25 protein-coding genes and 2 tRNA genes are annotated in these 23,188 nt (G+C 47.2%); 17 read left to right on the top strand and 10 right to left on the bottom strand.

Annotated elements, in window-relative coordinates; all coding sequences use genetic code 11:
* Nucleotides 1-118: 118 nt before the first annotated feature.
* Genes ACWA50_RS01795 through cysE form a run of 4 tightly spaced genes read left to right on the top strand, consistent with a single transcriptional unit; the run spans nucleotide 119 to nucleotide 2,521 of the window.
* Nucleotides 119-301: a hypothetical protein gene (locus ACWA50_RS01795; protein ID WP_431053628.1), complete on the top strand. Its 183-nt coding sequence runs from the start codon at nucleotides 119-121 to the stop codon at nucleotides 299-301.
* Nucleotides 294-608 (top strand): type II toxin-antitoxin system RelE/ParE family toxin, encoded by a 315-nt coding sequence (locus tag ACWA50_RS01790; RefSeq protein WP_431053627.1) that lies wholly within the window; start codon nucleotides 294-296, stop codon nucleotides 606-608. Before ACWA50_RS01795 ends, ACWA50_RS01790 begins: the two co-directional genes overlap by 8 nt.
* 54 nt (nucleotides 609-662) lie before the next feature.
* A complete protein-coding gene (gene gpsA / locus ACWA50_RS01785) occupies nucleotides 663-1,688 on the top strand; it encodes an NAD(P)H-dependent glycerol-3-phosphate dehydrogenase (protein ID WP_431053626.1) in 1,026 nt (341 codons plus the stop codon).
* Nucleotides 1,689-1,699: 11 nt separating this feature from the next.
* Nucleotides 1,700-2,521: a serine O-acetyltransferase gene (cysE, locus tag ACWA50_RS01780; RefSeq protein ID WP_431054269.1), complete on the top strand. Its 822-nt coding sequence runs from the start codon at nucleotides 1,700-1,702 to the stop codon at nucleotides 2,519-2,521.
* A 444-nt stretch (nucleotides 2,522-2,965) separates the two neighbouring features.
* Here cysE and ACWA50_RS01775 read toward each other — a convergent pair whose 3' ends face one another.
* The 3 genes from ACWA50_RS01775 to pyrG all read right to left on the bottom strand — a co-directional run bounded on the left by ACWA50_RS01775 (nucleotide 2,966) and on the right by pyrG (nucleotide 6,525).
* Nucleotides 2,966-3,367 carry a DUF2251 domain-containing protein gene (locus ACWA50_RS01775; RefSeq protein WP_431053625.1) on the bottom strand — a complete coding sequence of 134 codons (402 nt, stop codon included), beginning with the start codon at nucleotides 3,365-3,367 and terminating at the stop codon, nucleotides 2,966-2,968.
* 83 nt (nucleotides 3,368-3,450) lie between these two features.
* Nucleotides 3,451-4,752 (bottom strand): phosphopyruvate hydratase, encoded by a 1,302-nt coding sequence (eno, locus tag ACWA50_RS01770; RefSeq protein WP_431053624.1) that lies wholly within the window; start codon nucleotides 4,750-4,752, stop codon nucleotides 3,451-3,453.
* Nucleotides 4,753-4,893: 141 nt separating this feature from the next.
* Nucleotides 4,894-6,525, bottom strand: coding sequence for a glutamine hydrolyzing CTP synthase (gene pyrG / locus ACWA50_RS01765; RefSeq protein ID WP_431053623.1), 1,632 nt, complete (start codon nucleotides 6,523-6,525; stop codon nucleotides 4,894-4,896).
* Nucleotides 6,526-6,745: 220 nt separating this feature from the next.
* On the opposite strand from pyrG, the gene ACWA50_RS01760 reads away from it, so the two are divergent.
* Both ACWA50_RS01760 and ACWA50_RS01755 read left to right on the top strand, forming a co-directional pair.
* The gene (locus ACWA50_RS01760; protein ID WP_431053622.1) at nucleotides 6,746-7,441 is read left to right on the top strand and encodes a 7-cyano-7-deazaguanine/7-aminomethyl-7-deazaguanine transporter; all 696 of its coding nucleotides are present in this window, start codon (nucleotides 6,746-6,748) and stop codon (nucleotides 7,439-7,441) included.
* Between the two features lie 48 nt (nucleotides 7,442-7,489).
* On the top strand, nucleotides 7,490-8,797 hold the full coding sequence (locus tag ACWA50_RS01755) for an MFS transporter (protein ID WP_431053621.1): 1,308 nt from the start codon (nucleotides 7,490-7,492) through the stop codon (nucleotides 8,795-8,797).
* 73 nt (nucleotides 8,798-8,870) lie between these two features.
* Here ACWA50_RS01755 and ACWA50_RS01750 read toward each other — a convergent pair whose 3' ends face one another.
* Genes ACWA50_RS01750 through folD form a run of 3 tightly spaced genes read right to left on the bottom strand, consistent with a single transcriptional unit; the run spans nucleotide 8,871 to nucleotide 11,142 of the window.
* On the bottom strand, nucleotides 8,871-9,311 hold the full coding sequence (locus ACWA50_RS01750) for a hypothetical protein (protein WP_431053620.1): 441 nt from the start codon (nucleotides 9,309-9,311) through the stop codon (nucleotides 8,871-8,873).
* Between the two features lie 32 nt (nucleotides 9,312-9,343).
* Entirely contained in the window at nucleotides 9,344-10,231 is an 888-nt protein-coding gene (locus ACWA50_RS01745) for a transferrin-binding protein-like solute binding protein (RefSeq protein WP_431053619.1), read from the bottom strand.
* Nucleotides 10,232-10,290: 59 nt separating this feature from the next.
* On the bottom strand, nucleotides 10,291-11,142 hold the full coding sequence (gene folD, locus ACWA50_RS01740; protein WP_431053618.1) for a bifunctional methylenetetrahydrofolate dehydrogenase/methenyltetrahydrofolate cyclohydrolase FolD: 852 nt from the start codon (nucleotides 11,140-11,142) through the stop codon (nucleotides 10,291-10,293).
* A gap of 170 nt (nucleotides 11,143-11,312) precedes the next feature.
* On the opposite strand from folD, the gene ACWA50_RS01735 reads away from it, so the two are divergent.
* The 5 genes from ACWA50_RS01735 (at nucleotide 11,313) to ACWA50_RS01715 (ending at nucleotide 14,260) form a co-directional block, all read left to right on the top strand.
* Nucleotides 11,313-11,389 (top strand) — tRNA-Pro (locus ACWA50_RS01735).
* Nucleotides 11,390-11,421: 32 nt separating this feature from the next.
* Nucleotides 11,422-11,498: transfer RNA gene (locus ACWA50_RS01730), tRNA-Arg, on the top strand.
* Between the two features lie 248 nt (nucleotides 11,499-11,746).
* The gene (cspE, locus tag ACWA50_RS01725; RefSeq protein WP_431053617.1) at nucleotides 11,747-11,956 is read left to right on the top strand and encodes a transcription antiterminator/RNA stability regulator CspE; all 210 of its coding nucleotides are present in this window, start codon (nucleotides 11,747-11,749) and stop codon (nucleotides 11,954-11,956) included.
* A gap of 358 nt (nucleotides 11,957-12,314) precedes the next feature.
* A complete protein-coding gene (locus tag ACWA50_RS01720; protein WP_449343127.1) occupies nucleotides 12,315-13,652 on the top strand; it encodes an SLC13 family permease in 1,338 nt (445 codons plus the stop codon).
* A gap of 371 nt (nucleotides 13,653-14,023) precedes the next feature.
* Nucleotides 14,024-14,260: a hypothetical protein gene (locus ACWA50_RS01715; RefSeq protein ID WP_431053615.1), complete on the top strand. Its 237-nt coding sequence runs from the start codon at nucleotides 14,024-14,026 to the stop codon at nucleotides 14,258-14,260.
* 23 nt (nucleotides 14,261-14,283) lie between these two features.
* On the opposite strand, the gene ACWA50_RS01710 is transcribed toward ACWA50_RS01715, so the two are convergent.
* Together ACWA50_RS01710 and ACWA50_RS01705 are read right to left on the bottom strand one after the other, a co-directional pair.
* The gene (locus tag ACWA50_RS01710; protein WP_431053614.1) at nucleotides 14,284-14,985 is read right to left on the bottom strand and encodes a glutathione S-transferase family protein; all 702 of its coding nucleotides are present in this window, start codon (nucleotides 14,983-14,985) and stop codon (nucleotides 14,284-14,286) included.
* Nucleotides 14,986-15,027: 42 nt separating this feature from the next.
* Nucleotides 15,028-16,011, bottom strand: a complete 984-nt coding sequence (locus ACWA50_RS01705) for an amidohydrolase family protein (RefSeq protein ID WP_431053613.1) — start codon at nucleotides 16,009-16,011, stop codon at nucleotides 15,028-15,030.
* Nucleotides 16,012-16,402: 391 nt separating this feature from the next.
* Here ACWA50_RS01705 and ACWA50_RS01700 point away from each other — a divergent pair, with 391 nt between their 5' ends.
* The 5 genes from ACWA50_RS01700 (at nucleotide 16,403) to xerD (ending at nucleotide 20,766) form a co-directional block, all read left to right on the top strand.
* A complete protein-coding gene (locus ACWA50_RS01700) occupies nucleotides 16,403-17,218 on the top strand; it encodes an amino acid ABC transporter substrate-binding protein (RefSeq protein ID WP_431053612.1) in 816 nt (271 codons plus the stop codon).
* Nucleotides 17,202-17,918 carry an amino acid ABC transporter permease gene (locus tag ACWA50_RS01695; protein WP_431053611.1) on the top strand — a complete coding sequence of 239 codons (717 nt, stop codon included), beginning with the start codon at nucleotides 17,202-17,204 and terminating at the stop codon, nucleotides 17,916-17,918. The genes ACWA50_RS01700 and ACWA50_RS01695 overlap by 17 nt, the downstream gene beginning before the upstream one ends.
* Nucleotides 17,919-17,922: 4 nt before the next feature.
* Entirely contained in the window at nucleotides 17,923-18,690 is a 768-nt protein-coding gene (locus tag ACWA50_RS01690; RefSeq protein ID WP_431053610.1) for an amino acid ABC transporter ATP-binding protein, read from the top strand.
* Between the two features lie 26 nt (nucleotides 18,691-18,716).
* Nucleotides 18,717-19,805: a 5-methyltetrahydropteroyltriglutamate--homocysteine S-methyltransferase gene (locus ACWA50_RS01685; protein WP_431053609.1), complete on the top strand. Its 1,089-nt coding sequence runs from the start codon at nucleotides 18,717-18,719 to the stop codon at nucleotides 19,803-19,805.
* 67 nt (nucleotides 19,806-19,872) lie between these two features.
* On the top strand, nucleotides 19,873-20,766 hold the full coding sequence (gene xerD / locus ACWA50_RS01680; protein WP_431053608.1) for a site-specific tyrosine recombinase XerD: 894 nt from the start codon (nucleotides 19,873-19,875) through the stop codon (nucleotides 20,764-20,766).
* Nucleotides 20,767-20,887: 121 nt separating this feature from the next.
* On the opposite strand, the gene ACWA50_RS01675 is transcribed toward xerD, so the two are convergent.
* Together ACWA50_RS01675 and ACWA50_RS01670 are read right to left on the bottom strand one after the other, a co-directional pair.
* Nucleotides 20,888-20,971: a lipoprotein gene (locus tag ACWA50_RS01675; RefSeq protein WP_431054268.1), complete on the bottom strand. Its 84-nt coding sequence runs from the start codon at nucleotides 20,969-20,971 to the stop codon at nucleotides 20,888-20,890.
* 166 nt (nucleotides 20,972-21,137) lie between these two features.
* Complete coding sequence (locus ACWA50_RS01670) at nucleotides 21,138-21,647, bottom strand: peptidylprolyl isomerase (RefSeq protein WP_431053607.1); 510 nt, start codon at nucleotides 21,645-21,647, stop codon at nucleotides 21,138-21,140.
* 115 nt (nucleotides 21,648-21,762) lie between these two features.
* Here ACWA50_RS01670 and cysS point away from each other — a divergent pair, with 115 nt between their 5' ends.
* Nucleotides 21,763-23,142: a cysteine--tRNA ligase gene (gene cysS / locus ACWA50_RS01665; RefSeq protein WP_431053606.1), complete on the top strand. Its 1,380-nt coding sequence runs from the start codon at nucleotides 21,763-21,765 to the stop codon at nucleotides 23,140-23,142.
* The last annotated feature ends 46 nt before the right edge of the window (nucleotides 23,143-23,188 follow it).

Raw genomic sequence — 23,188 nt, 5'->3', positions numbered from 1 at the left:
GCAAAAATCGCAGGCAAATGTCTGCGATTTTGTTTTATTGCAACTTGAAATCATTGCATCGTCTATTTGCCGTCTGTATGATATTTATCAGACGTCGTAGATTACAGGGAGATTAACTATGCTCTTATCAAATCAATCTGTTTTAACAGAAAATGCTTCAAAACAAGCCTATCTTGCCCAACTCCAATCGGTTGAAGCGCAACGTGTGAAACTGCGTGCGCTGATCGACCAAGCCGAAGAAAGCGAATTTGAAGTATGGGAAAATATGGAAACGGATTTGGACGCCATTTTTCATGAATAAACGCCAACTTATTCGTTCCAATGCGGTTATTCAAGATCTTCATGAAATTGCCGAATACGGGCGACGTTATTTTTCTACCGAAACTAACAAAAAATTTAAAAACGGATTAATACAGACACTGAATATCCTGTGTGATTGCAATATGACGCTCGGAACAGCCAGAAATGACATTAAACCAAATTTATTAATGTTTCCTTATCAACGCTATAATTTGTATTTTTATCGCACAGAAACACAAATTATTTTATTACGGATCTTACGCAGTGAAGTCGATACGCTTGATCCATCAAATTTTCCTTTTTTCTAAATAATCAATAGCCATAAAATCAACATATTATAAAAAGCCAACATAGGAAAGAATATGACCACCGCACTAACCAACACTCCGATCACCGTTCTTGGCGCAGGTTCTTTCGGCACTTCGCTGGCGATTGCGTTTTCTCGTAACGGCTACCCGACTTACCTGTGGGGGCACGATAAACACCATCTGCAACGATTAGCCGAAGAACGGCAAAACCGTGAATTTCTACCGGATATCGCCTTTCCCGACTCGCTGATTATCGAACCGAGTTTATGCACTGCCATTCAAGCTTCGCGCGATATCTTATTAGTCGTGCCGAGCCATGTGTTCGGCGATGTGATCGCCCAAATTAAACCGCTGTTGCGCAACGACAGCCGCCTGATTTGGGCAACCAAAGGCTTGGAGCGGGATAGCGGACGCTTATTGCAAGCAGTGGTGAAAGAACAACTCGGCAGCCACTATCCGCTGGCGGTGTTGTCCGGCCCGACCTTTGCCAAAGAACTGGCAAACGGCTTGCCGACGGCAATCGCTTTGGCTTCAGACAATGCGCAATTCGCGCGTGAAGTGCAAACCCGCATTCATTGCAGCAAACATTTCCGTGTCTATATCAACAATGACATGATTGGCGTACAACTGGGCGGCGCCGTCAAAAACGTGATTGCGATTGGCGCCGGCATTTCCGATGGCATGGGCTTCGGTGCGAATGCGCGTACCGCACTGATCACCCGTGGCATTGCCGAAATCACCCGTTTGGGCTTATCCTTGGGCGCACAGCCGGAAACCTTTATGGGCATGGCCGGCTTGGGCGATTTGGTGTTGACCTGTACCGACAACCAATCGCGCAACCGCCGTTTCGGCTTAATGTTGGGACAAGGCTTCAGCGCACAACAAGCCTTGGATAATATCGGACAAGTGGTCGAAGGCTTCTACAACACCAAAGAAACTCACCTGCTGGCACAACGGCAAGGGATCGAAATGCCGATTACCGAACAGATTTATCAAGTGCTATTCTGCGGCAAAAACGCTCGCGACGCAGCGCTTGCCCTGCTAGGCCGTGAGCGTAAAGAAGAATATACAAGAGAATGATTATGACCGAAATGTCTCCGCAAAAACTGCTCGATTTATGGTTGTCAATCCGCAGCGAAGCCAAAGAACTGGTGGAAAATGAACCGATGTTGGCAAGTTTCTATCATGCCACCATTTTGAAGCATTACGATCTCGGTTTGGCACTCAGTTATATTCTGGCAAATAAACTGTCCAATCCGATTATGCCGGCGATTGCGCTGAAAGAGATTATCGAAGAAGCTTATCAACAGCACCCGGATTTAATCGCCTACGCCGCCTGTGATTTATTGGCGGTACGCGAGCGTGATCCGGCGGTCAACATGTGCTCCACGCCACTGCTATATCTGAAGGGCTACCACGCCCTGCAAAGCTACCGTATCACCCATTATTTGTGGCAAGCCGGCAGAACGGCACTGGCGATTTATCTGCAAAACCAGATTTCGGTTGCGTTTGATGTGGATATTCACCCCGCCGCGCGGATCGGCAAAGGCATTATGCTCGATCATGCCACGGGCATTGTGGTCGGCGAAACCGCGGTGATTGAAGATGATGTCTCGATTTTACAAGGCGTTACTCTCGGCGGCACAGGCAAAGAGTGCGGTGATCGCCACCCGAAAGTACGCGAAGGCGTGATGATCGGCGCAGGCGCAAAAATTCTCGGCAATATCGAAGTCGGACGCTTCGCCAAAATCGGCGCCGGATCAGTAGTGCTGCAAGCCGTACCGGAATACGCCACCGCCGCCGGCGTACCGGCGAAAATCATCGCCCAACACCAACAAACCAAACCCTCATTCGAAATGGATCAGTATTTTGCCGACAACGATCAGTTGGAATGTGAATTCCGTAATATTTAATTCGTCTTGGTAAACCAAAGTGCGGTTAAACCGCACTTGAGATTGCGGACAAACTTACTGCTCTCCCTCCGTGTGCGGAGGGAGTACCATTTTTCGCAAGAAAAATGGGGAGGGAGGAGTAATATGAAAATACAACATATTCATTTTTAAAATGATTTATGCCTCCCTCCGTCCTTCGGACACCTCCCTCCGTATACGGAGGGAGGGAAATGATTAGAGAAAGGGACTTTGTCATCAGCTTGAAGTGCGGCTAAACCGTACTTCCATTTTTCCCCTCTCTTTTTTGAAATTTGACTCGATTTTTATTCCAAATGTGACAAAGATCAAAATTTTGACTTAAAGATCGCTAATGCCTTGTTTTTTTAAACTGAGAAAGTTTAAGGATTTTTCTGTCTTTTGGGGTGCAGATCACCGCCAGCAACCGCACTTTGCATAAATGCGTGCTTATGCCAGCCAGTGTTTGACTAATTCATCGTCAATCACTTTGCGCGACCACAGACTGCCGAATTCCGGTTCGGGATATTTGCTGTGGTTGTAGGCAATCAATTTGACGAAATCAAAAGCGGCGTGCGGATAATCATTAATCAGCAATAAGGCAAAATCGCCGCCTTGCGACCAGCAGATTTGTAACTTGCGTGCTGTTTCTTTTTCGCTGACCGCACTTGCGTTATAAATGTGCAGCGAATCGACAATCGGCATGGCTTGGCGGGTATCCAAAGCATAAAAATAACCGGTTTCGCCGTCATCTTCAAAGATTACCGAGAGGTGATCATGTTGTTCCGATCCGGTGCCGACCTGCTTTGTTTGTCCGATAAACAGTTGATCTTCCAATGCTAAATAGAACATATATTGCCCTCCTCTTTTCGATAAAGAAAAAGGTTGTCTGAATCGCTTCAAACAACCTTTTCTTCATTTAGCTAAGGTAATAATTACGCTTGACCTTTCACTTCTTTCAAGCCGTTGAACGGGGCTTTCGCACCTAACGCTTCTTCGATACGGATTAATTGGTTGTATTTGGCAACACGGTCAGAACGGCTCATTGAACCGGTTTTGATTTGACCTGCTGCGGTACCGACCGCTAAATCGGCGATAGTCGCATCTTCGGTCTCGCCTGAACGGTGAGAGATAACCGCGGTGTAACCGGCATCTTTCGCCATTTTGATCGCCGCCAAGGTTTCGGTCAAAGAGCCGATTTGGTTGAATTTGATCAAGATGGAGTTGGCGATACCTTTGTCGATACCTTCTTTTAAGATTTTGGTGTTGGTTACGAACAGATCGTCACCGACCAATTGTACACGGTCGCCCAATACTTTAGTTTGGTAAGCAAAACCTTCCCAGTCGGATTCGTCTTGACCATCTTCGATAGAGACGATTGGGTATTGTTTGGTCAATTCTTCTAAGTAATGCGTGAACTCTTGAGAAGTGAAGGTTTTGCCTTCGCCTTTCATTTCGTAGTTGCCGGTTTCTTTGTTGTAGAACTCAGAAGAGGCGCAGTCCATCGCTAAGGTCACGTCTTTGCCTAACACATAACCGGCTTTTTCCACCGCTTCTTTGATGCATGCCAATGCGTCAGCGTTAGACGCCAGGTTAGGGGCGAAACCACCTTCGTCACCCACTGCCGTGTTCAAACCTTTGCCTTTCAATACTTTTGCTAAGTTGTGGAATACTTCCGCACCGATACGCAATGCTTCACGCAAGGTTTTCGCACCGACCGGTTGAATCATAAATTCTTGAATATCGACGTTGTTGTCAGCGTGTTCACCACCGTTGATGATGTTCATCATCGGTAAAGGCATGGAGTAAACGCCAGGGGTGCCGTTTAATTCGGCAATGTGTGCGTACAATGGCAAGCCTTTGGATGCCGCCGCGGCTTTCGCATTCGCCAATGATACCGCCAAAATGGCATTCGCGCCGAATTTGGATTTGTTGTCAGTACCGTCTAAATCGATCATGATTTGGTCGATTTCGGCTTGGTTTGTCGCATCTTTGCCGACAACCGCACTTGCAATCGGACCGTTTACCGCTTCAACCGCTTTCAACACGCCTTTACCCAAGAAACGCGATTTGTCGCCGTCACGCAGTTCCAACGCTTCGCGCGAACCGGTCGATGCACCTGATGGCGCAGCCGCTAAACCAACGAAGCCACCTTCCAAATGCACTTCTGCTTCAACCGTCGGATTTCCGCGAGAATCAATAATTTCACGACCAATTACTTTAACAATTTTTGCCATTGTATTTTCCTCTTGTGATTAAACTAAAATCAATACTAAAAAACTGTGTTATATACTAAAGGGATTTGTTTTATTTGTCTTGTAAAAAGTGCAGGAATGACGATTCCTGCACCGAATTATTTTTTTATTTTAACAAATTACTTACTTTTTCTGATGTTCTTTCGCAGCTTTAACAAATCCGCTAAATAAGCGGTGTCCGTCGCGCGGGGTTGAAGTGAATTCAGGGTGGAATTGCGCCGCGACGAACCACGGGTGGTTCGGGATTTCGATGATTTCCACCAATTTCTTATCCGCCGACAAACCGCTGACTTTCAAGCCCGCCGCTTCGATTTGCGGTAATAAATTGTTGTTCACTTCATAGCGGTGGCGGTGGCGTTCTTCGATGGTGTCTGCGCCGTAAATCTCGTGCGTTTTGGTGCCTTCGATCAAGTGGCAAAGTTGTGCCCCCAGGCGCATTGTGCCGCCCAGATCGGAGCTTTCGCTACGGGTTTCGACGTTGCCTTCGGCATCCTGCCATTCGGTAATCAAACCGACCACCGGATACGGCGTGTTTTTGTCAAATTCGGTCGAGTTGGCGTTGCTTAAACGTGCCACATTGCGCGCGTATTCAATCAGAGCGACCTGCATTCCCAGACAAATGCCCAAATACGGAATGTTGTTTTCACGTGCGTATTGGGCGGTCATGATTTTGCCTTCCACGCCACGATAGCCGAAGCCGCCCGGCACTAAAATGCCGTCCAAGCCTTTCAGCAGATCGGTGCCTTTGGATTCGATGTCTTGCGAGTCGATATATTTGATATGCACGCTTAAACGGTTGCTTAAACCTGCGTGTTTCAAGGCTTCGTTCACCGATTTGTATGCGTCCGGCAGTTCGATATATTTGCCGACCATGCCAATCGTGACGTCACCATTGCTTGGGTTGCTTTCGCGGTATAACACCTGTTCCCATTCGCTCAGATCCGCCTCCGGACAGTCGAAATGGAAACGTTGGCAGATATAGTCATCTAAGCCCTGTGATTTCAACATTGCCGGAATTTGGTAAATCGAGCTGACATCTTTCAGCGACACTACTGCTTTTTCCGGGACGTTACAGAATAAGGCAATTTTGGCGCGTTCATTCGCCGGAATGCTGCGATCGGAACGGCAAATCAGAATATCCGGTTGAATCCCGATGGAAAGTAACTCTTTCACCGAGTGTTGGGTCGGTTTGGTTTTCAATTCGCCTGCGGCGGCGATATACGGCACTAACGTCAGGTGCATAAATAAGGTGCGCTCGCGTCCGACTTGCACCGCCAATTGGCGTAAGGCTTCTAAGAACGGTAACGATTCAATATCACCGACCGTGCCGCCGACTTCGACAATCGCCACGTCATGATCGGCTGCGCCGTCAATCACGCGCGCTTTGATTTCGTTGGTGATATGCGGAATCACCTGAATGGTTGCGCCCAAATAGTCGCCGCGACGTTCTTTGCGTAACACTTCGGAATAGATTTTACCGGTGGTGAAATTGTTGCGCTTGGTCATTTTGGTGCGGATAAAGCGCTCGTAATGCCCTAAGTCTAAGTCGGTTTCCGCGCCGTCTTGGGTCACGAACACTTCACCGTGCTGAATTGGGCTCATTGTGCCCGGGTCGACGTTGATATAAGGGTCAAGTTTCATCATCGTGACGTTTAAGCCACGCGCTTCTAAAATTGCCGCAAGAGATGCCGCAGCAATACCTTTACCGAGGGAAGATACGACACCGCCCGTCACAAAAATATAATTGGTAGCCATTTGAAATCCAGTCTGTGAATGAGATGATTTTGAGATAAGAAAGTCTTATCAGGACGGGACAATAGTGTATAGCAAAGTGCGGTCAAACTCAAATATTCATTCCGCTTGCCTTTTGCACAAAAATCCGTATTATCACCGCTCTTTATACAATTTAAGCTTTATACAATTTATCATTTTATTTGGGTTCCCTCGCCCCCAAACACAACAAAAAGGTATTATTATGTTTTCAGCCTCTTCGCTTTTTAGCACACAACAAAAACGCAATGCGTTAATTATTCTTAGTTTTTTCCATATTTTGATTATCACCGCCAGCAATTATCTGGTGCAATACGCCTTTGAAGTGCGGTTGCCGTTCAGCGATTTCAGCTTTCACACCACGTGGGGGACGCTGACTTTCCCGTTTATCTTTTTAGCTACCGATCTGACCGTGCGCGTGTTCGGCGCAAAAGAGGCGCGCCAGATTATTTTTATGGTGATGATTCCGGCATTGATGATCAGCTATCTGGTTTCTACGCTGTTTGTCGACCAACAATTTCAAGGGCTGACCGCACTTGCGACCTTTAATCTGTTCGTCTTCCGCATAGCGATTGCCAGTTTTGCCGCTTATGTGTTCGGGCAACTGTTAGACGTGTTAGTATTCAATCGCTTACGCCAACTCAAAACCTGGTGGATTGCGCCGAGCTGTTCGATGACCTTCGGCAGTGCCTGCGATACGCTGATGTTCTTTGCGATCGCCTTTTATCAAAGCAGTGATCCGTTTATGGCGGAAAACTGGCTGACGCTCGGCTTTGTCGATTATTTGTTTAAATTGTTTATCGGTTTACTGTTTTTCGTACCTGCCTATGGCGTGGTGTTGAATGTTATTTTGAAAAAGTTGCAGCAATTGGTCGATCTCCGTCAGCCCAGTTTGAATTAATTTTTTATTTCTTTTTTGACTGATTTTTTAAGCCTAAGGACAACACAAATGGATTTAAGACACGCGATTGCCAAAAGTGCAATGAGCCCGTTTCAATGGGGGATTGTGCTGTTGGCGTTTTTATTAAACGTATTGGACGGTTTTGATGTGCTGGCAATGGCGTTTACCGCTTCTTCGATCAAAACGGAATTTAATTTAGACGGCGCGCAAGTGGGCTATTTACTCAGCGCAGGCTTGGTTGGCATGACCATCGGTTCGCTGTTTTTAGCCCCACTGGCGGATAAATTCGGGCGTCGTCCATTATTATTGGTCTCTGTGCTGTTATCCACCGTCGGTATGTTGTTGTCCGGTTTTGCCGGCGATCACTATCAATTAGCTGTTTGGCGTGTTATTACTGGCTTAGGTGTGGGCAGTATTTTAGCCTGTACCAACGTGATCGTCAGCGAATATTCTTCACGCAAATGGCACGGCTTGGCAATCAGCCTGTACGCCGCCGGTTTCGGTATCGGCGCAGTGTTAGGCGGCATGTCGGCACGTTTTTTACAAGCCGGTTACGGCTGGCAATCGGTATTTTTTGTCGGGGCGGCATTAACCGGCGCCTGCTTGCTGGTGATTTGGTCATTCCTGCCGGAATCGATCGACTTCTTGATGAGTAAAAAACCGAAAAACGCCCTTGGGCGGCTGCAAAAAATCGCCAAACGCTTAAAATTACAAGGCGATTGGACGTTAGAACAACAAACGCAAAGCCAACAACAACCGCGCGGTATTTTAGAACTGTTCTCACCAAATTATTTGAAAATTACTTTATTGGTATGGGCGGCATTTTTCACCATTATGTTCAGCTTTTATTTTATCAGCTCATGGACACCGGCGTTGTTGGAACAAGCCGGCATGTCGAAAAATGAAAGTATCAGCGTCGGCATGATGTTATCGCTCGGCGGTACTTGCGGCGCATTAACCTTCGGCTTATTCGCCAGCCGTTGGACGGCACGCCATATTCTGATCGTGTTTGGCGTTTTGGCAAGCATTGCGATTGTCGGCTTCGTGTTTTCCCTGCAAAGCGTCGGTTTTGCGTTTATATTGGGTGTGTTAATCGGCAGTTTGATTAACGGCTGTATCAGCGGTTTGTATATCCTTAACCCGAGTCTGTATCAAGCCGAAATCCGCAGCACCGGCGTGGGTTTCTCTATTGGTGTCGGACGCTTCGGCGCAATCTTCGCCCCTATCTTAGCCGGTTATCTGCTCGACGCAGGCTGGCAATCAAAAGATCTCTATCTTGGCGCCGCCGCCGTGATGTTGATTTCTACGCTGGCAGTGTATTGGTTAAAACCGAAAGCGACGGTGACTTCGCTTTAAGGCAGTTTAAAGCCGCTATCGGAGGAAGCCCCGATAGCGGCTTTTTTGTCAACCGCACTTTTATGTGAGTCGGTTATTTCTGTGGGAAACAGGATTTTTTCAGAATTTCTTCCACTTCAATATTGGTTGCATTGACGGTTTCGACTTTTCTGACGGTTAAAAAGCCGTTTTCTTCCGATTCCGGTTTTTGCCTGGCAAATTTATTGCTAATCGACCAACTGTAATTATCCACGCTGAACACGGTAGTTTCGCGATTGGATTTTTCGCCGTCATAATCCAAGGTTAAGATCTCTGTTCCCAATTTGACTTGCGCCACCGCAGTCGCTTCGCCAAAATGGTAACGGGCTTCGGCGCGTTGCTGATCAACTCCGGCTTCACACTGGTATTGCACCCATTTGGCGGCAAGCACCGGTTCTTGGTAGTCTTTCACGCGGATACCGCTGTCAGCGGTATTCGTTGAGCAGGCGGTTAATGCGGCTGCGCAGGCTGTAATCAGTAATCGTTTTTTCAACATATGCTAATCTCCGTTGTTGGTTGGGCATAGAATTATTTCTTGCCGGCAAACATGCCGCCCCAGTTATCATCGTTATTACCACTGTCCATCATCGCCCCCAGTTCTTCAGCCTGAGGACCAAAAAAATGACCGCTAACGTTAGCCGATTCTTTTTCTGTTGCCGCAAGTGCGGTTGCAGTAAATTGATTGCCGTTGATTTTGCCGTTCACAATTTCAATCGGGGTGACATAGTTGGCATCACCGGGGTTTACTTCGGTTATTTTATTGCCTTCTTTGATGATAGTGCCTGAGGAATCAAATTCGTGCACCCAATCATACTGTCGTTGTGTGCCGGATAATAATCTTCCGCTCAGTGTTTTTGCACCGAAATCAACACTGATATTGGCATTACCTAACACCTCGTTATAGCCCTTATCAATTATATAGCTATTATCAGCAATTTCTGTTGAAGGCAGATAAATTGCTTCGCCTTGATACGTTGCTGTTCCTGAGGGCATATTACCGATAGGCGTAACAAACCCATGATAGAGGTGTAATGCTACATCTTTTCCAGAGTCATCGACGGAGGCGAGGCGAACATATTGTAAATTATTACAACAGTAGTAATTATCATCTATATCGTTACTACTCTTTATGCTCCAAATACCGTCAGATTTACCGTTTAATGCCAAATCAAAGGTGCGTCCGGCAACGGTAATCGAATCTAAGCTGTTGGAATTCGGATTACCGAAAGAAGTTTGATCGTTTTCATCGGTAAAAATATATTGGCCGCCGGTTTGGGTTGGTAATCTCGTTTGGTTATTTGGAATGGAATTATCGATATTCGCATTTGAACTGCTACCACCACCGCCACCGGAACAAGCCGCCATGAATAAACTGATAAAAACGGTGTTGCTTAAATAAAATAAATTTTTTTTCATCTTAAACGCTCCATTGTTGTTAGGCAGTCTGGCTGTGTTAAAAATCGTTGTGCAACAAATCAGGAATGGTAGTGCTCACACGCATACAGCGTGTTGCTCATCAACATTGCCACCGTCATCGGGCCGACGCCGCCCGGCACCGGCGTGATAAAGCCGGCTTTTTCGGCGGCGGAGGCAAAATCCACATCACCGACTAAACCGTTTTCGGTACGGTTGATACCGACATCAATGACCACCGCGCCCGCTTTAATCCAGTCGCCCGGGATAAAGTGCGGTTTGCCGACGGCGACCACCAGAATATCCGCTTGGCGTACATGCTGTTCCAGATTTTTGGTAAAGCGGTGAGTTACCGTGACAGTGCAACCGGCAAGCAATAATTCCAGTGCCATCGGGCGACCGACGATATTGGAGGCGCCGACCACTACGGCGTGTTGTCCGTACAGATCAATCCCGGTTGTTTGTAACAGCTGGATAATACCGTAAGGGGTGCAAGCGCGTAGTAAAGGAATACGCTGGCACAAACGCCCGACATTGTAAGGGTGGAAACCGTCCACGTCTTTGCTTGGGGTAATCCGTTCAATCACTTTGGCGGAATCAATTTGCGCCGGTAACGGCAACTGCACCAAAATACCGTCGATACTTTCGTCAGTATTGAGCTGATCAATCAACGCCAGTAGTTCTTGTTCGCTGGTGTCGGAGGGCAAATCATAAGATTTGGAGTGAATACCGATTTCAGCGCAACTTTTACGTTTGCTGCCGACATACACTTGCGACGCCGGATCAGCCCCGACTAAAATCACCGCCAAACCCGGTGCGCGTTTGCCTTCGGCGAGCCGCCGGGTAATTTTTTCGGCAATTTCCGTTTTGATTTGTTTGGCAATTTGCGTGCCTGAAATAAGTTGCGCTGACATGGCCCGTCCTTTTAACGTGATAAAAATAAGCTAAAATCGTAAAAAAGCCATTTTGGCAGAAAAGTGCGGTTATTGTAAGCCTGAACCCGTCAAAAAATAAGCGACTAAACCAAAAAAAGCAAAAAACGATTGACGAAAAAATTCAGGCTTTTATAATGCACGCTACTTGTCGGCGAGTAGCGCAGCTTGGTAGCGCAACTGGTTTGGGACCAGTGGGTCGTAGGTTCAAATCCTATCTCGCCGACCACTTCTTTTTCTCCCATAATATCCAACTATAATGCGCCCTTAGCTCAGCTGGATAGAGCAACGGCCTTCTAAGCCGTAGGTCACAGGTTCGAATCCTGTAGGGCGTGCCATGAAATTTTATTTTTCACTAAAGAGCAGAAACTTCTTGTATTGCCAGAATAATCGTGTTCTAATGCGCCTCAGCTAAACGACAGTTTATTTAAGTTCGATATTTGTGGCACTTCCTTTAATAACAAATTTATTTTGTTTTCCTGAAAGTCTTTGAATACCAATCTCTATCTAAGTTCAAGTTACTAGCAACTCCCTTTGCGTTAAGCAAAATAAATTAAATTAAATTGATTATATTAAGGATGACATTATGTCTAAATTAACTGGTACCGTAAAATGGTTCAACTCAACTAAAGGCTTCGGTTTTATTACTCCGGCAGACGGCAGCAAAGATCTGTTCGTTCACTTTTCCGGAATTCTTGGTAATAACTACAGAACCTTGGAAGAAGGGGCTAAAGTTGAATTTAACGTACAAGATTCACAACGTGGCCCGGCTGCGGTAGAGGTTGCGCTGGTTTAAGCCTAACACACGTTACTGTTTTTAAACCCCGGTAGAATGATCTGCCGGGGTTTTTTATCGCCATCAAATCATGCGTTTAAGTTATTGTTTATGACAAGTTTTGTAAGTTAGTCGTTAACATTTGACTATCCAATTGTTATCGCAAGAAATAATCTGTGAGATCATTAACAGTTTAGCTTCATATGATTTGGCTAACATGACATGCTCCCTCTAAAATAGATCCATTGTTCATTATTGGGAATAGATTATGTCGGATTCACGTTATTATTCGCTTAAAAAATTAACCCTTTACCCGATTGCGTTGGCGAGACAGAGTAAGGTGATTCAATTTTTTCTTTCGGTTTTATTCGGTTTGGGCATGATGTATTGGTTGTCTGATCCGAGCTTCACCCGCACCCAAAACTTAGTGTTGTTATTGCTGTTTATGGCAATCGCACTTTGGATGACAGAAGCAATTCCGCCGTTTTCGGTCGGGATTTTGGTGATTGGTTATTTGGTGGTGGTGATGGGGACGGACGAAAATCAACACGCCATGCGCTATGTGCAAACTTGGTCCGACGGGGTGATTTGGTTGTTTTTGGGGGGATTTTTTCTTGCCGAGGGCATGAAAAAGACTCGCTTAGATGAGGCGTTATTAAAACAGCTGCTGCCAAAATTCGGTCAAAAACCGCACTTTATCTTGCTCGGGCTGATGGCGACCACAGCAGTGATTTCAATGTTGATGAGCAACACGGCGACCACGGCGATGATGATTGCCACGGTCAGCCCGATTTTTGCTTCGTTGGATAAAAAATCCAATTTCTCTAAAGCCTTGCTATTGGGCATTCCAACGGCGGCGTCGATCGGTGGAATGGGGACAATTATCGGTTCTGCGCCGAATGCGATTGCGGTCGGGGCATTGGAAGCGGTCGGAATCCAAATTTCATTTTTAGAGTGGATGATTATCGGAATTCCGATTGCCACTGTTCTGATTTACTTCTTTTGGAAAATCTTATTACGCCGTTACCGGATTAGCAAGGAAGCGATGAATATTCAATTTGCTTTGCCGGATAATACCGAAGAAGAGGGTGATCGTTTTGTGGCGAAAGAGTTACGCTTGCAAAAGATGATTATGATCTCGGTACTGGCGGTAACCCTGTTTTTCTGGCTAACCTCAAAATGGTTTTCGATTCCGATTGCCGCCGTATCCGGTATTCCGATTGTGGTGTTGACAATGTTAGGCGTATTGGACGCGGATGATGTGCGTAAATTACCGTGGGATACCTTGATGTTGGTCGCCGGTGGTTTAGCGCTGGGGATGGCAATTCAGGAGCAGGAACTTGCCAGCCATTTTGTCGATCAACTCAGCCATGTACAGATTAATTTCTATCTGTTGATGCTATTGTTTGGCTTTATTACGGTATTGCTGTCTAATTTCATGAGTAATACGGCGGCGACAACGATTTTAGTGCCGATTGCTTTATCTTTGATGAGTATTTCCAGCGGCAGTTTTAGCCCGGCCGTGTTGCCGTTGGTGATTGCGCTCAGCGCCTCTTGTGCCTTGTTGCTGCCGGTATCCACGCCGCCGAATGCGATTGCGTTCAGTACCGGCTTGATTAAGCAGGCAGAATTTAGGTTGGGCGGTGTTTCGATGGGTTTATTGGGGCCGTTGAGCAGTATTGTCTGGGTTTTGGTCGTTACGTCACTATTTAATTAGCGTTTCAAAAGCAAACCGCACTTTTGCATGCCCTGCACCCCAAAAGTTGGACGGCAAAACTAACTGACTAAGGTGCGGATTTTTATGATGAAATACAACCAAGCCTTTAAACAACACGCGGTTGAATTTTACGTCCGACATCATCAATCGCTTTCCGCGGTCTCCCGTTATTTTTGTTTATCCAAACAATCAGACGATGGGTTGCTCAATATTAATATCCGGGTATCTTTAATATTCAACGTTTCCATCGTTTCCATCGTTAGACGCAATCAAGAAACGCGCCATGTTTAAAATAAAACCATTCACGGCTCTACTCGCCACCGCACTTTTCACCTCTGCCTTCGCTAGTATCAAAAGCATTACCGCCCTCAGTGAACCCACGTCGTACGACAAAAAGTAACCGCTGCCGCCATCAAATCAGACACACTGCCCACCCAATTAAAAGCCCCTGTAACACCAATCTCGGCGTGGCGCACATCGGCACATGGGGAATTGCCTATCATATTGAAGGGATTAGAGATTGGCTGTATCGGCAGCGGAAGGAAAAGGGATTGGCATTAGAAAAATTATGCCGTCTGAAACTTGGCACAAGCAAAGTGCGGTTTTAGACGGCATTTACCTATCTCGTCAATTATCCGCCAAACACCATTTTCTCAAACCTTGCCACATACTCCGCCACTTGCGGTTTGCTTCTCAAATAATCGCCCACTGCCCAAGCAAAATCATTCGACAGCCAATTGGAAAACAGCCCTGCGATGGTTGCGTCAATCGTGGTCGGCGTATTGCCAAAGAAAAACGGCTTGTCGCCCAAATACGTCAGCACCGCCTCGATATCGCCAATGGCAAAGGCGTAAATCTGCGCCGCTGAATGGCGACCTATGCCGTGTCCGTGCATTTCGTTTCGCACGTTTTCACGCATGGCGGCGGCGATGACCGGTTTCATTTCGCTAGGCGCACCGCCTAATATTTGCTTCAGCAAAAAATCGTCGCCCGCAGGGTCAAGAAAACGTGCGTACACCCCCGCCCAATAGGTGCGCTCTTCCAACATCACCCGAAACGCACGCCCCACCGCGTGCTGCTCGACGCTCAAAGTGCGGTCAGCATTCAGCGAAAAATGCTCGCTCAAATAGGCTTTAATCAATTCGCTGTCGGCAATCAACGTCTCACCGTCTTGCAACACCGGCACTTTGCCTTTTGGCATTTGCGAAAAATCCGCCACATATTCAAGGCGGTAATCCACTCCAGCCAAGGCAAGCAGGGCTTCAGCTTTGTAAGCGAAAGGAGAAAATGAACGGCTTTTTACGTTGCCGGGAACGGTGAAAAGTTTAAGCATTTTGGTTGTCCTTTGGATGAAATTTCGGCTATGGTAAAAGGATTAATCTAATCCCAGCACTTTGCGACCGTTTACGCTGGCGATGTTAATCATTGCTTCGATATCCGGGAAGCGGCAGCCGGCGGCAAGCAGGCTGAGTTCTTGCCACATATCGCCTTCACATAACGGCACCATGTAGTCACAGATATTGTCCGTGCCGATTGCCACCGTAATGCCTTGCGGGATCATTTCATCGGCAGGAGTCAGGGCGTTGTGGAACGGCATGAGGTCTTCTTTACGGTTGCTGTCGATCCACGCCATCGGGCAGGCGATCATCATCAGTTGCGCTTCGCGCATTTTGGCATAAAGCTGATAGCGGTATTCTTTCGGGTGCGCGCCGATCGAAATGCCGTGAATGGCGGCGACGCGTCCCTGCATACCGTACTCGATGGTTTTGTCGCACAACATTTCCGTTTCTTTTTCGCGTGGGGTGTTGAATTGATCGACGTGAACGTGGCACATAATGCCGCGCGATTTTGCCGCGTCCATCAGAATATCAAACGCTTCTTCGCCGCGTCCGTGATCGAGTTCATCACGATACGGCAAGCCGCCGATCATATCGACCATATCCGCGCCGATGTCGAACCATTTGCGTGCGGTCGGCTCGATCACGCCTTTTAAGGTTTGGTTGGCAAATTTCAAAATAATGTCGTTTTTATACACTTCACGCGCGCGGTGGGCGGCGATAATGGCGCGATCTTCACACACCGGATCAATATCCACAAACGTACCGAATGCCGTCACCCCTTGTTGAATCATCATTTCAATCGCTTGGCAAAAACGGGCGTAGTAGTCGTCGATACTGGAATTGCGCTTCACTTCGTCCACCAAATCCCATTTTTGTTGTAGGTTGCAAGTGCGGTAAATATCAATTTTATCCGGGGTCATGGTGAATGCACGGTCGGCGTGCGCATGGGAATTAACCCAGCCGCCTTTTTTGATAATTTCATCGCGAATATAGGTATTAAAAGTACGAACGTGTTGCATTGCGGTTACTCCGTGAATGAGATGAAAAGGGAAGCGCACAGGAACGGAGGAGGCTGAATTTTAGACAAAAAAAATCCCCAATAGCTGAGGATTGATGATCAAATGAAAATAACGGCGGTAGGTTATGCGGGGATCGCATAACGGTGCTGATGAGTGGGCAAGTGCGGTTATGTTCAGATGATGTTTGCATGGTCCTAGTTCCTTGTTGGCACTAGAAGCGTAGTATAAATTGTTGTGCCGGGGAAATAAAGCGGTTTTTGCATTAGCGCGGGCTATCGATTTTTATAGCAAAAAGTTATAACTTAGAAAATGTAAGTATAGGCGGATTACGCGCAATCTATTATACTGTGCCCCTGAATTTTTGCTTTAAAACTAACAGAGATATAACAAAATGAAATTAAACAAAAAGCTCTTTTCAATTTTTGCGTTTGCCATTGCGGCGTTTGGTTTGAGTGCCTGTGACCAAGCGCAGCAAAGCGGTGTCAGTGAGAAAAAAGAAACCACATTGGCTGACACGTTGGCGATGACAAAAACATTGCGTGTCGGCACCGAAGGCACTTACCCTCCGTTCACGTTTCACGATAAAGACGGCAAATTGACCGGTTTTGATGTGGAAGTGACGCGTGAAGTCGCAAAACGCTTAGGTTTGCAAGTGGAATTTTTTGAAACCCAATGGGACGCGATGTTTGCCGGGTTGAATGCCAAACGCTTTGATATTATTGCCAATCAGGTCGATTTAACCAATCCGGAACGCCAACAAAAATATCTGTTATCCGAGCCGTATAACTTTGAGCGCTCGGTGGTCGTGACGCCAGCCGATGCGGACGATCTGACCGCACTTGCGCAAATTCAAGGCAAAAAATCGGCGCAAAGTATCAACAGCAGCTACTATGTATTGGCAAAAGAACACGGCGCGGAAATCCTGCCGGTGGAAGGCATGGCGCCGGCATTGGAGCTGGTGAAACAAAAACGTGCCGACATCACCTTAAACGGGCAGTTGGCGATTTTGGATTACCTGAAACAACAACCGAACGCCGGTTTGAAAATCGCATTTAAAGATGAGAATAAAATCGGCTCAGGTTTTGTATTCTTAAAAGGTAATGATGAAGTCGTCGCCGATTTCAACCGCACTTTGGGCGAAATGCGCCAGGACGGTAGCTTGAAAGCCTTGTCAATCCAATGGTTCGGCGATGACGTCACTGAATAATCTGTTGTCAGCCCTGCCGTTTTTAGATGAACAACAAGCGTCGATGTTAATCGACGCTTTTTGGCCGATGTTGCGCGGCGCAATTGCCAATACCATTCCGTTGACTTTGCTGTCGTTTTTGTTCGGCATGATCATTGCGTTCTTTATTGCGCTGATTCGAGTGATTCCGCGCACCAATCCGCTGTATTCGCTTGGTTATTATCTGGCACGGATTTATGTTTCCGCTATTCGCGGCACGCCATTGCTGGTACAGTTGTTTATTATTTTCTACGGTTTGCCGAATATCGGCGTCAAGCTTGATCCGTTTCCGTCGGCGGTGATCGCCTTTTCCTTAAATATCGGCGCCTACGCTTCGGAAACCATTCGTGCGGCGATTTTGTCGATTCCGAAAGGGCAATGGGAAGCGTCGTATTCTATTGGTATGAGCTATGCCCAGACTTTCCGTCGCAGCATTATGCCGCAGGCAATGCGCGTTTCCGTGCCGCCGCTGTCGAACAGCTTTATCAGTTTGGTGAAAGACACCTCGCTGGCTTCCACCGTATTGGTCACCGAACTGTTTCGTGAGGCGCAAAATATTGCCTCGACCACCTATGAATTCCTGTGGATTTACAGTGAAGCGGCGTTGATTTATTGGCTGATTTGCTTTGTACTATCGCTGGCACAAGGGCGACTGGAAAAACATTTTTCACGTTACGGATAAAATCATGTTACAGGTTAAAAATATCCATAAACAGTTTCACGGCAATGAAATTTTGAAAGGGATTGATTTGCAAGTGGAAAAAGGCGAAGTGATCGCGATTCTCGGCCCTTCCGGCTCGGGCAAAACCACCTTTTTACGTTGTTTGAACCTGTTGGAAACGCCGGATCAAGGCACATTGGCATTCAGTGACCGCACTTTGCAGATCGATTTTGCCCAGAAAATCAGTAAACAACAAACCTTGCAACTGCGCCGCCGCACGGCGATGGTGTTTCAACAGCACAATTTGTTTCCGCACCGCACCGTGATTGAAAATGTGATGGAAGGGCTGATTGTGGTGCAGAAAAAAGCCCCGACCCAAGCACGGCAGGAAGCCAAAACCTTGTTGGAAAAAGTCGGGTTAGGCGATAAACTGGATTTGTATCCGTCGCAACTGTCCGGCGGGCAGCAGCAACGGGTCGGTATCGCACGGGCGCTGGCAGTGCAGCCGGAAGTGATTTTGCTGGACGAACCGACTTCCGCCCTCGATCCCGAACTGGTCAACGAAGTGTTGCACACCTTGAAGTGGCTGGCGAAAGAGGGCTGGACGATGGTGATCGTCACCCACGAAATCCGCTTTGCGCAGGAAGTGGCGGATCGGGTGATTTTTATCGATCAAGGCAAGATTGTGGAGCAGGGTGAAGCAAAAGTGTTTTTCAGCCGCCCGCAACAGGAGCGCACCAAACAATTTTTGCAGCAGGTTGATCCGCAGGATTACCACGATTTTTGTATTTGATTTTTCGCATTAAAAAGGAAACCAACATGACAAACAAAACCTTACCGTTACACGCCGATACCGTCGGCAGTTATTTACGTAGCGAGGCTTGGAAAAAAGCACGTGCTGATTTTAATGCCGGCAAAATTAACCGCAGCGAATTGAACCTCTTGGAAGAACAAGAAGTGGCTAAACTGGTTGAAGCGCAGCTTGCCGCTGGTCTGCAAGTGATTACCGACGGGGAATTCCGCCGTTCTTGGTGGCATATCGACTTTCTGGAAGGATTAAACGGAATCGAAGGTTATGAACCGGAGCAGGCTTATCAATTCCACGGGGTGCAAGTGCGCCGTTACAATATCCGCAACTGTGGCAAGGTGTCATGGAATCCAGCACATCCGTTCCTTGAACATTTCAAATCGCTGAATCGTATCGTCAACGGGCGTGCGGTGGTGAAATTCACCATTCCAAGCCCGAACCAGTTAATGCACAAAAATGTGTTCAATCCGGAAATTTATGCGACGAAAGAAGCATTGGCGAAAGATGTGCAACAAGCCTATATCGACGCGATGTTGGCATTTTATGAAGCGGGTTGTCGCTATTTACAGTTCGATGATGTCTATTGGGGACATCTGTGCAACGATTCGAATGCGGACGATTTCGAGCAAAATAAAGCGATTGCATTGGCGAACGTGCAAGCGGTGTTGGCGCAGAAACCGGCGGATATGGCAATCACCACCCATGTTTGCCGCGGCAACTATAAATCCACTTATATGCTCAGTGGCGCGTACGATCCGATTGCCAAAGAATTGTTCGGACAAACCACGTTTGACGGTTATTTCTTGGAATATGACAATGAACGCTCCGGCGGCTTCGAGCCGTTGCAACACTTCAAAGGCAATAAAGGGCGGGTGGTGTTGGGCTTAATCACTTCCAAATTCCCGGAATTGGAAGATAAGCAACTGATCAAAGATCGCATCGCACAAGCGGCGCAATATGTCCCTTTGGAACAACTGGCGCTCAGCCCGCAATGCGGTTTTGCCTCCACCGAAGAGGGCAACCTGATGACCGAAGCGCAGCAATGGGCAAAAGTGCGGTTGGTGGAAGAAATTGCGCAAGAGGTGTGGGGCGAGGATTAATTGCCGGTATGAGGGGCTTTCGCCCCTCTAAAATAGGCTTAATCATTGGATATTATTGAGGAAAAAAATGAAAGACTCTATGTTGACAGACTTATTCCTCAATGAGCTTTGGCTGGAAAAAGGCTTGTCCGAAAATACCGTTGCTTCATACCGTTTGGATTTGACCGCACTTTGCACATGGTTGAATGCGCAGCAACTGACATTATTAACCCTCGATCATATCGACCTGCAAACCTTTCTTGGCGAACGGCTTGCCAAAGGCTATAAAGCCACCAGTTCGGCACGGATGTTGAGTGCACTGCGCAAACTGTTCCAATATCTGTACCGCGAAAAATACCGCAGTGATGATCCAACCGCACTTTTAACCTCGCCGAAACTGCCGTCGCGTTTGCCGAAATACCTTAGCGAAGCTCAAGTCACCGATTTGCTCAATGCGCCGACAACCGATGAGCCGTTGGAATTGCGCGATAAAGCGATGTTGGAATTGCTGTATGCCACCGGCTTACGCGTGACCGAATTGGTTAGCTTAAATGTGGACAATATCAGCCTCAATCAAGGCGTGGTGCGGGTGATCGGCAAGGGCAACAAAGAGCGGTTAGTCCCGATGGGCGAGGAAGCGAGTTACTGGATTCAAGAGTTTATTTTATATGGACGGCAGTTATTGTTGAAAGGGCAACGCTCCGATGTGCTGTTTCCCAGCTTGCGCGGTACGATGATGACCCGTCAGACCTTTTGGCACCGGATTAAACATTATGCGTTGCTGGCGCAAATTGATCAAAACGCCCTTTCACCGCACGTGTTACGCCACGCCTTCGCCACCCATCTGGTCAATCACGGTGCGGATTTACGGGTGGTGCAAATGCTGCTCGGACACAGCGATCTCTCCACCACCCAAATCTACACCCACGTCGCCAAAGAGCGGTTGAAGAAACTGCACCAACAGTTTCATCCGCGGGGGTAGAACAAGCTGGGGAGGAAGTGGAGAGTTTACTATCGCAATGACAGCTCATTAAAAATGCGATAGATTTTTTATTAAATGGTTTTTAACTTTTATAGATTGGGACGGCTTCCAATCTTAGAAACTAAATCAGCGGCACAAACGGCACATCAATACTGCAAGCAGTTAATAATGTAGTTAATACTAATAACGTGAAAAAACGTTTCATTTTAAATTCTCTGAGTTATTCAAGAAAAAAGCTGGCATTAACTGGCTCAGACTGCTGACAACGTCTCTTTCTCGAATAATTTCCCTCCCTCCGTATACGGAGGGAGGGAAGTCAGTTTATCAGCAATCTCAGCCGGTTTTAACCGACTTAATCTTGCTAATACCATTTACTCAACCGTCACCGACTGAATAATCACATCTTCTTTTGGTACATCTTGGTGGAAGCCGTGGTTGCCGGTTTTGACTTTGCGGATTTTTTCCACTACGTCCATGCCCTCAACCACTTCACCGAACACCGCATAGCCCCACTCTTGCACGACTTCGCGATCGTATAGGGTTTTGGCGCGGTAATCTAAGAAGTTATTATCGGCGACGTTGATAAAAAATTGTGCTGTGGCGGAGTGCGGATCGTTGGTGCGCGCCATGGCAATCGTGCCTTTTTTGTTGCTTAACCCGTTGCCGGCTTCATTTTGGATCGGCGCGTCGGTGGCTTTTTCTTTCATGCCGACTTGCATGCCGCCGCCTTGAATCATAAAGCCGTCGATCACGCGGTGGAAAATGGTGTTGTCATAAAAGCCTTTTTTGCAGTAATTTAAAAAGTTTTCGCTGGTAATTGGGGCTTTTTCAGTGTTTAATGCGATTTTTATGTCGCCAAAATTGGTGTGTAGCGTTACCATAATTGTTTCCTATAACGGTGATAAAAAGTCGCGTTATTATTCCACAAAAAATTCGATAAAAACAGCCAAATTACCGCCGCTGACGAAGTCAAAGTGCGGTCTAGAGAGTGAAATCATGTTAAAAATTTATAATACCTTAAAACGAGAGAAAGAAGTGTTTACCCCGATTGAGCCGAATAAAGTCGGGATGTATGTCTGCGGCGTGACCGTGTACGACTACTGCCATATCGGGCACGGGCGCACTTTCGTTTGTTTTGACATGATCGCGCGCTATTTGCGCTACAGTGGCTATCAACTGAATTATGTGCGTAACATCACCGATGTGGACGATAAAATCATCAAGCGTGCGTTGGAAAACAACGAAAGTTGCGAGCAGTTGGTCGATCGTATGGTGGTGGAAATGCACAATGATTTCAACGCGTTGAATATCCAAGCGCCGAACAGCGAACCGCGCGCCACGCACCATATTGCGGAAATTATTGCGATTGTACAAAAACTGATTGAACGCGGGCATGCTTATGTGGCGGATAACGGCGATGTGATGTTCTCTGTGCCGAGTTTTGCCAAATACGGTTTGCTGTCACGTCAAGATTTGGAGCAATTGCAAGCCGGCGCACGCATTGAGATTTCCGCGATTAAGCAGAATCCGATGGATTTTGTGCTGTGGAAAATGTCGAAACCGAATGAGCCGAGTTGGGCTTCACCGTGGGGCAACGGTCGCCCGGGCTGGCATATCGAATGTTCGGCGATGAACCATAAAGAATTAGGTGCGCATTTTGATATTCACGGTGGTGGCTCGGATTTGATGTTCCCGCACCACGAAAATGAAATTGCGCAATCCTGCTGTGCCCACGGCGATGATTATGTCAATTATTGGATTCACTCCGGCATGATTATGGTCGACAAAGAGAAAATGTCGAAATCGCTTGGCAATTTCTTCACTGTGCGTGAGGTGCTGAAACACTATAACGGCGAAAGTGTGCGTTATTTCCTGCTGACCGCCCACTACCGCAGTCAGTTGAATTACAGCGAAGAGAACCTGAACTTGGCGCATACCGCACTTGAACGTTTATACACCGCGTTGCGTGACACCGATCCAAGTGCGGTCGCCAGCGGCGGCGAAGCGTTTGTGGCGGCGTTCAACGAGGCGATGGACGATGATTTCAACACGCCGAATGCATTGTCGGTGCTGTTTGAACTGGCAAGGGCGGTCAATAAAGCCAAACAGGAACATCCAAGCCAAGCCGACGGTTTAGCCGCACGTTTGCGTGAATTGGGCGACGTATTGGGGATTTTATATCAACAACCGGAAGCGTTTTTGCAAGCCGGTTCCGACGATGGCGAAGTGGCTGAAATCGAAGCCCTGATTCGGCAACGCAACCAAGCGCGCGCCGATAAAAACTGGGCGGCGGCAGACGAAGCACGCAATAAACTGACGGCAATGGGGATTGTGTTGGAAGACGGCGCAAACGGCACGACATGGCGCAGAGCCTAATCTTATAACTGTTATCACCGTGCCATGTTTTCGTTTCAAACAGTTT

Source organism: Testudinibacter sp. P17/SS/0325, assembly GCF_053570765.1.
The sequence above is the reverse complement of the archived record's forward strand: the minus strand, read 5'-3'. Positions and strand labels throughout refer to the sequence as shown.

Excerpts from the sequence above, each read along its gene's own strand:
- ACWA50_RS01790 (WP_431053627.1), top strand. The coding sequence starts at position 294 with ATGAATAAACGCCAACTTATTCGTTCCAATGCGGTTATTCAAGATCTT.
- ACWA50_RS01775 (WP_431053625.1), bottom strand. The coding sequence starts at position 3,367 with ATGTTCTATTTAGCATTGGAAGATCAACTGTTTATCGGACAAACAAAG.
- ACWA50_RS01745 (WP_431053619.1), bottom strand. The coding sequence starts at position 10,231 with ATGAAAAAAAATTTATTTTATTTAAGCAACACCGTTTTTATCAGTTTA.
- ACWA50_RS01755 (WP_431053621.1), top strand. The coding sequence starts at position 7,490 with ATGGATTTAAGACACGCGATTGCCAAAAGTGCAATGAGCCCGTTTCAA.
- ACWA50_RS01705 (WP_431053613.1), bottom strand. The coding sequence starts at position 16,011 with ATGCAACACGTTCGTACTTTTAATACCTATATTCGCGATGAAATTATC.
- folD (WP_431053618.1), bottom strand. The coding sequence starts at position 11,142 with ATGTCAGCGCAACTTATTTCAGGCACGCAAATTGCCAAACAAATCAAA.
- gpsA (WP_431053626.1), top strand. The coding sequence starts at position 663 with ATGACCACCGCACTAACCAACACTCCGATCACCGTTCTTGGCGCAGGT.
- cspE (WP_431053617.1), top strand. The coding sequence starts at position 11,747 with ATGTCTAAATTAACTGGTACCGTAAAATGGTTCAACTCAACTAAAGGC.
- ACWA50_RS01685 (WP_431053609.1), top strand. The coding sequence starts at position 18,717 with ATGACAAACAAAACCTTACCGTTACACGCCGATACCGTCGGCAGTTAT.
- ACWA50_RS01675 (WP_431054268.1), bottom strand. The coding sequence starts at position 20,971 with ATGAAACGTTTTTTCACGTTATTAGTATTAACTACATTATTAACTGCT.
- ACWA50_RS01690 (WP_431053610.1), top strand. The coding sequence starts at position 17,923 with ATGTTACAGGTTAAAAATATCCATAAACAGTTTCACGGCAATGAAATT.
- ACWA50_RS01795 (WP_431053628.1), top strand. The coding sequence starts at position 119 with ATGCTCTTATCAAATCAATCTGTTTTAACAGAAAATGCTTCAAAACAA.
- eno (WP_431053624.1), bottom strand. The coding sequence starts at position 4,752 with ATGGCAAAAATTGTTAAAGTAATTGGTCGTGAAATTATTGATTCTCGC.
- ACWA50_RS01700 (WP_431053612.1), top strand. The coding sequence starts at position 16,403 with ATGAAATTAAACAAAAAGCTCTTTTCAATTTTTGCGTTTGCCATTGCG.
- xerD (WP_431053608.1), top strand. The coding sequence starts at position 19,873 with ATGAAAGACTCTATGTTGACAGACTTATTCCTCAATGAGCTTTGGCTG.
- pyrG (WP_431053623.1), bottom strand. The coding sequence starts at position 6,525 with ATGGCTACCAATTATATTTTTGTGACGGGCGGTGTCGTATCTTCCCTC.
- ACWA50_RS01760 (WP_431053622.1), top strand. The coding sequence starts at position 6,746 with ATGTTTTCAGCCTCTTCGCTTTTTAGCACACAACAAAAACGCAATGCG.
- ACWA50_RS01695 (WP_431053611.1), top strand. The coding sequence starts at position 17,202 with ATGACGTCACTGAATAATCTGTTGTCAGCCCTGCCGTTTTTAGATGAA.
- cysE (WP_431054269.1), top strand. The coding sequence starts at position 1,700 with ATGTCTCCGCAAAAACTGCTCGATTTATGGTTGTCAATCCGCAGCGAA.
- ACWA50_RS01750 (WP_431053620.1), bottom strand. The coding sequence starts at position 9,311 with ATGTTGAAAAAACGATTACTGATTACAGCCTGCGCAGCCGCATTAACC.
- ACWA50_RS01670 (WP_431053607.1), bottom strand. The coding sequence starts at position 21,647 with ATGGTAACGCTACACACCAATTTTGGCGACATAAAAATCGCATTAAAC.
- cysS (WP_431053606.1), top strand. The coding sequence starts at position 21,763 with ATGTTAAAAATTTATAATACCTTAAAACGAGAGAAAGAAGTGTTTACC.
- ACWA50_RS01710 (WP_431053614.1), bottom strand. The coding sequence starts at position 14,985 with ATGCTTAAACTTTTCACCGTTCCCGGCAACGTAAAAAGCCGTTCATTT.
- ACWA50_RS01720 (WP_449343127.1), top strand. The coding sequence starts at position 12,315 with ATGATGTATTGGTTGTCTGATCCGAGCTTCACCCGCACCCAAAACTTA.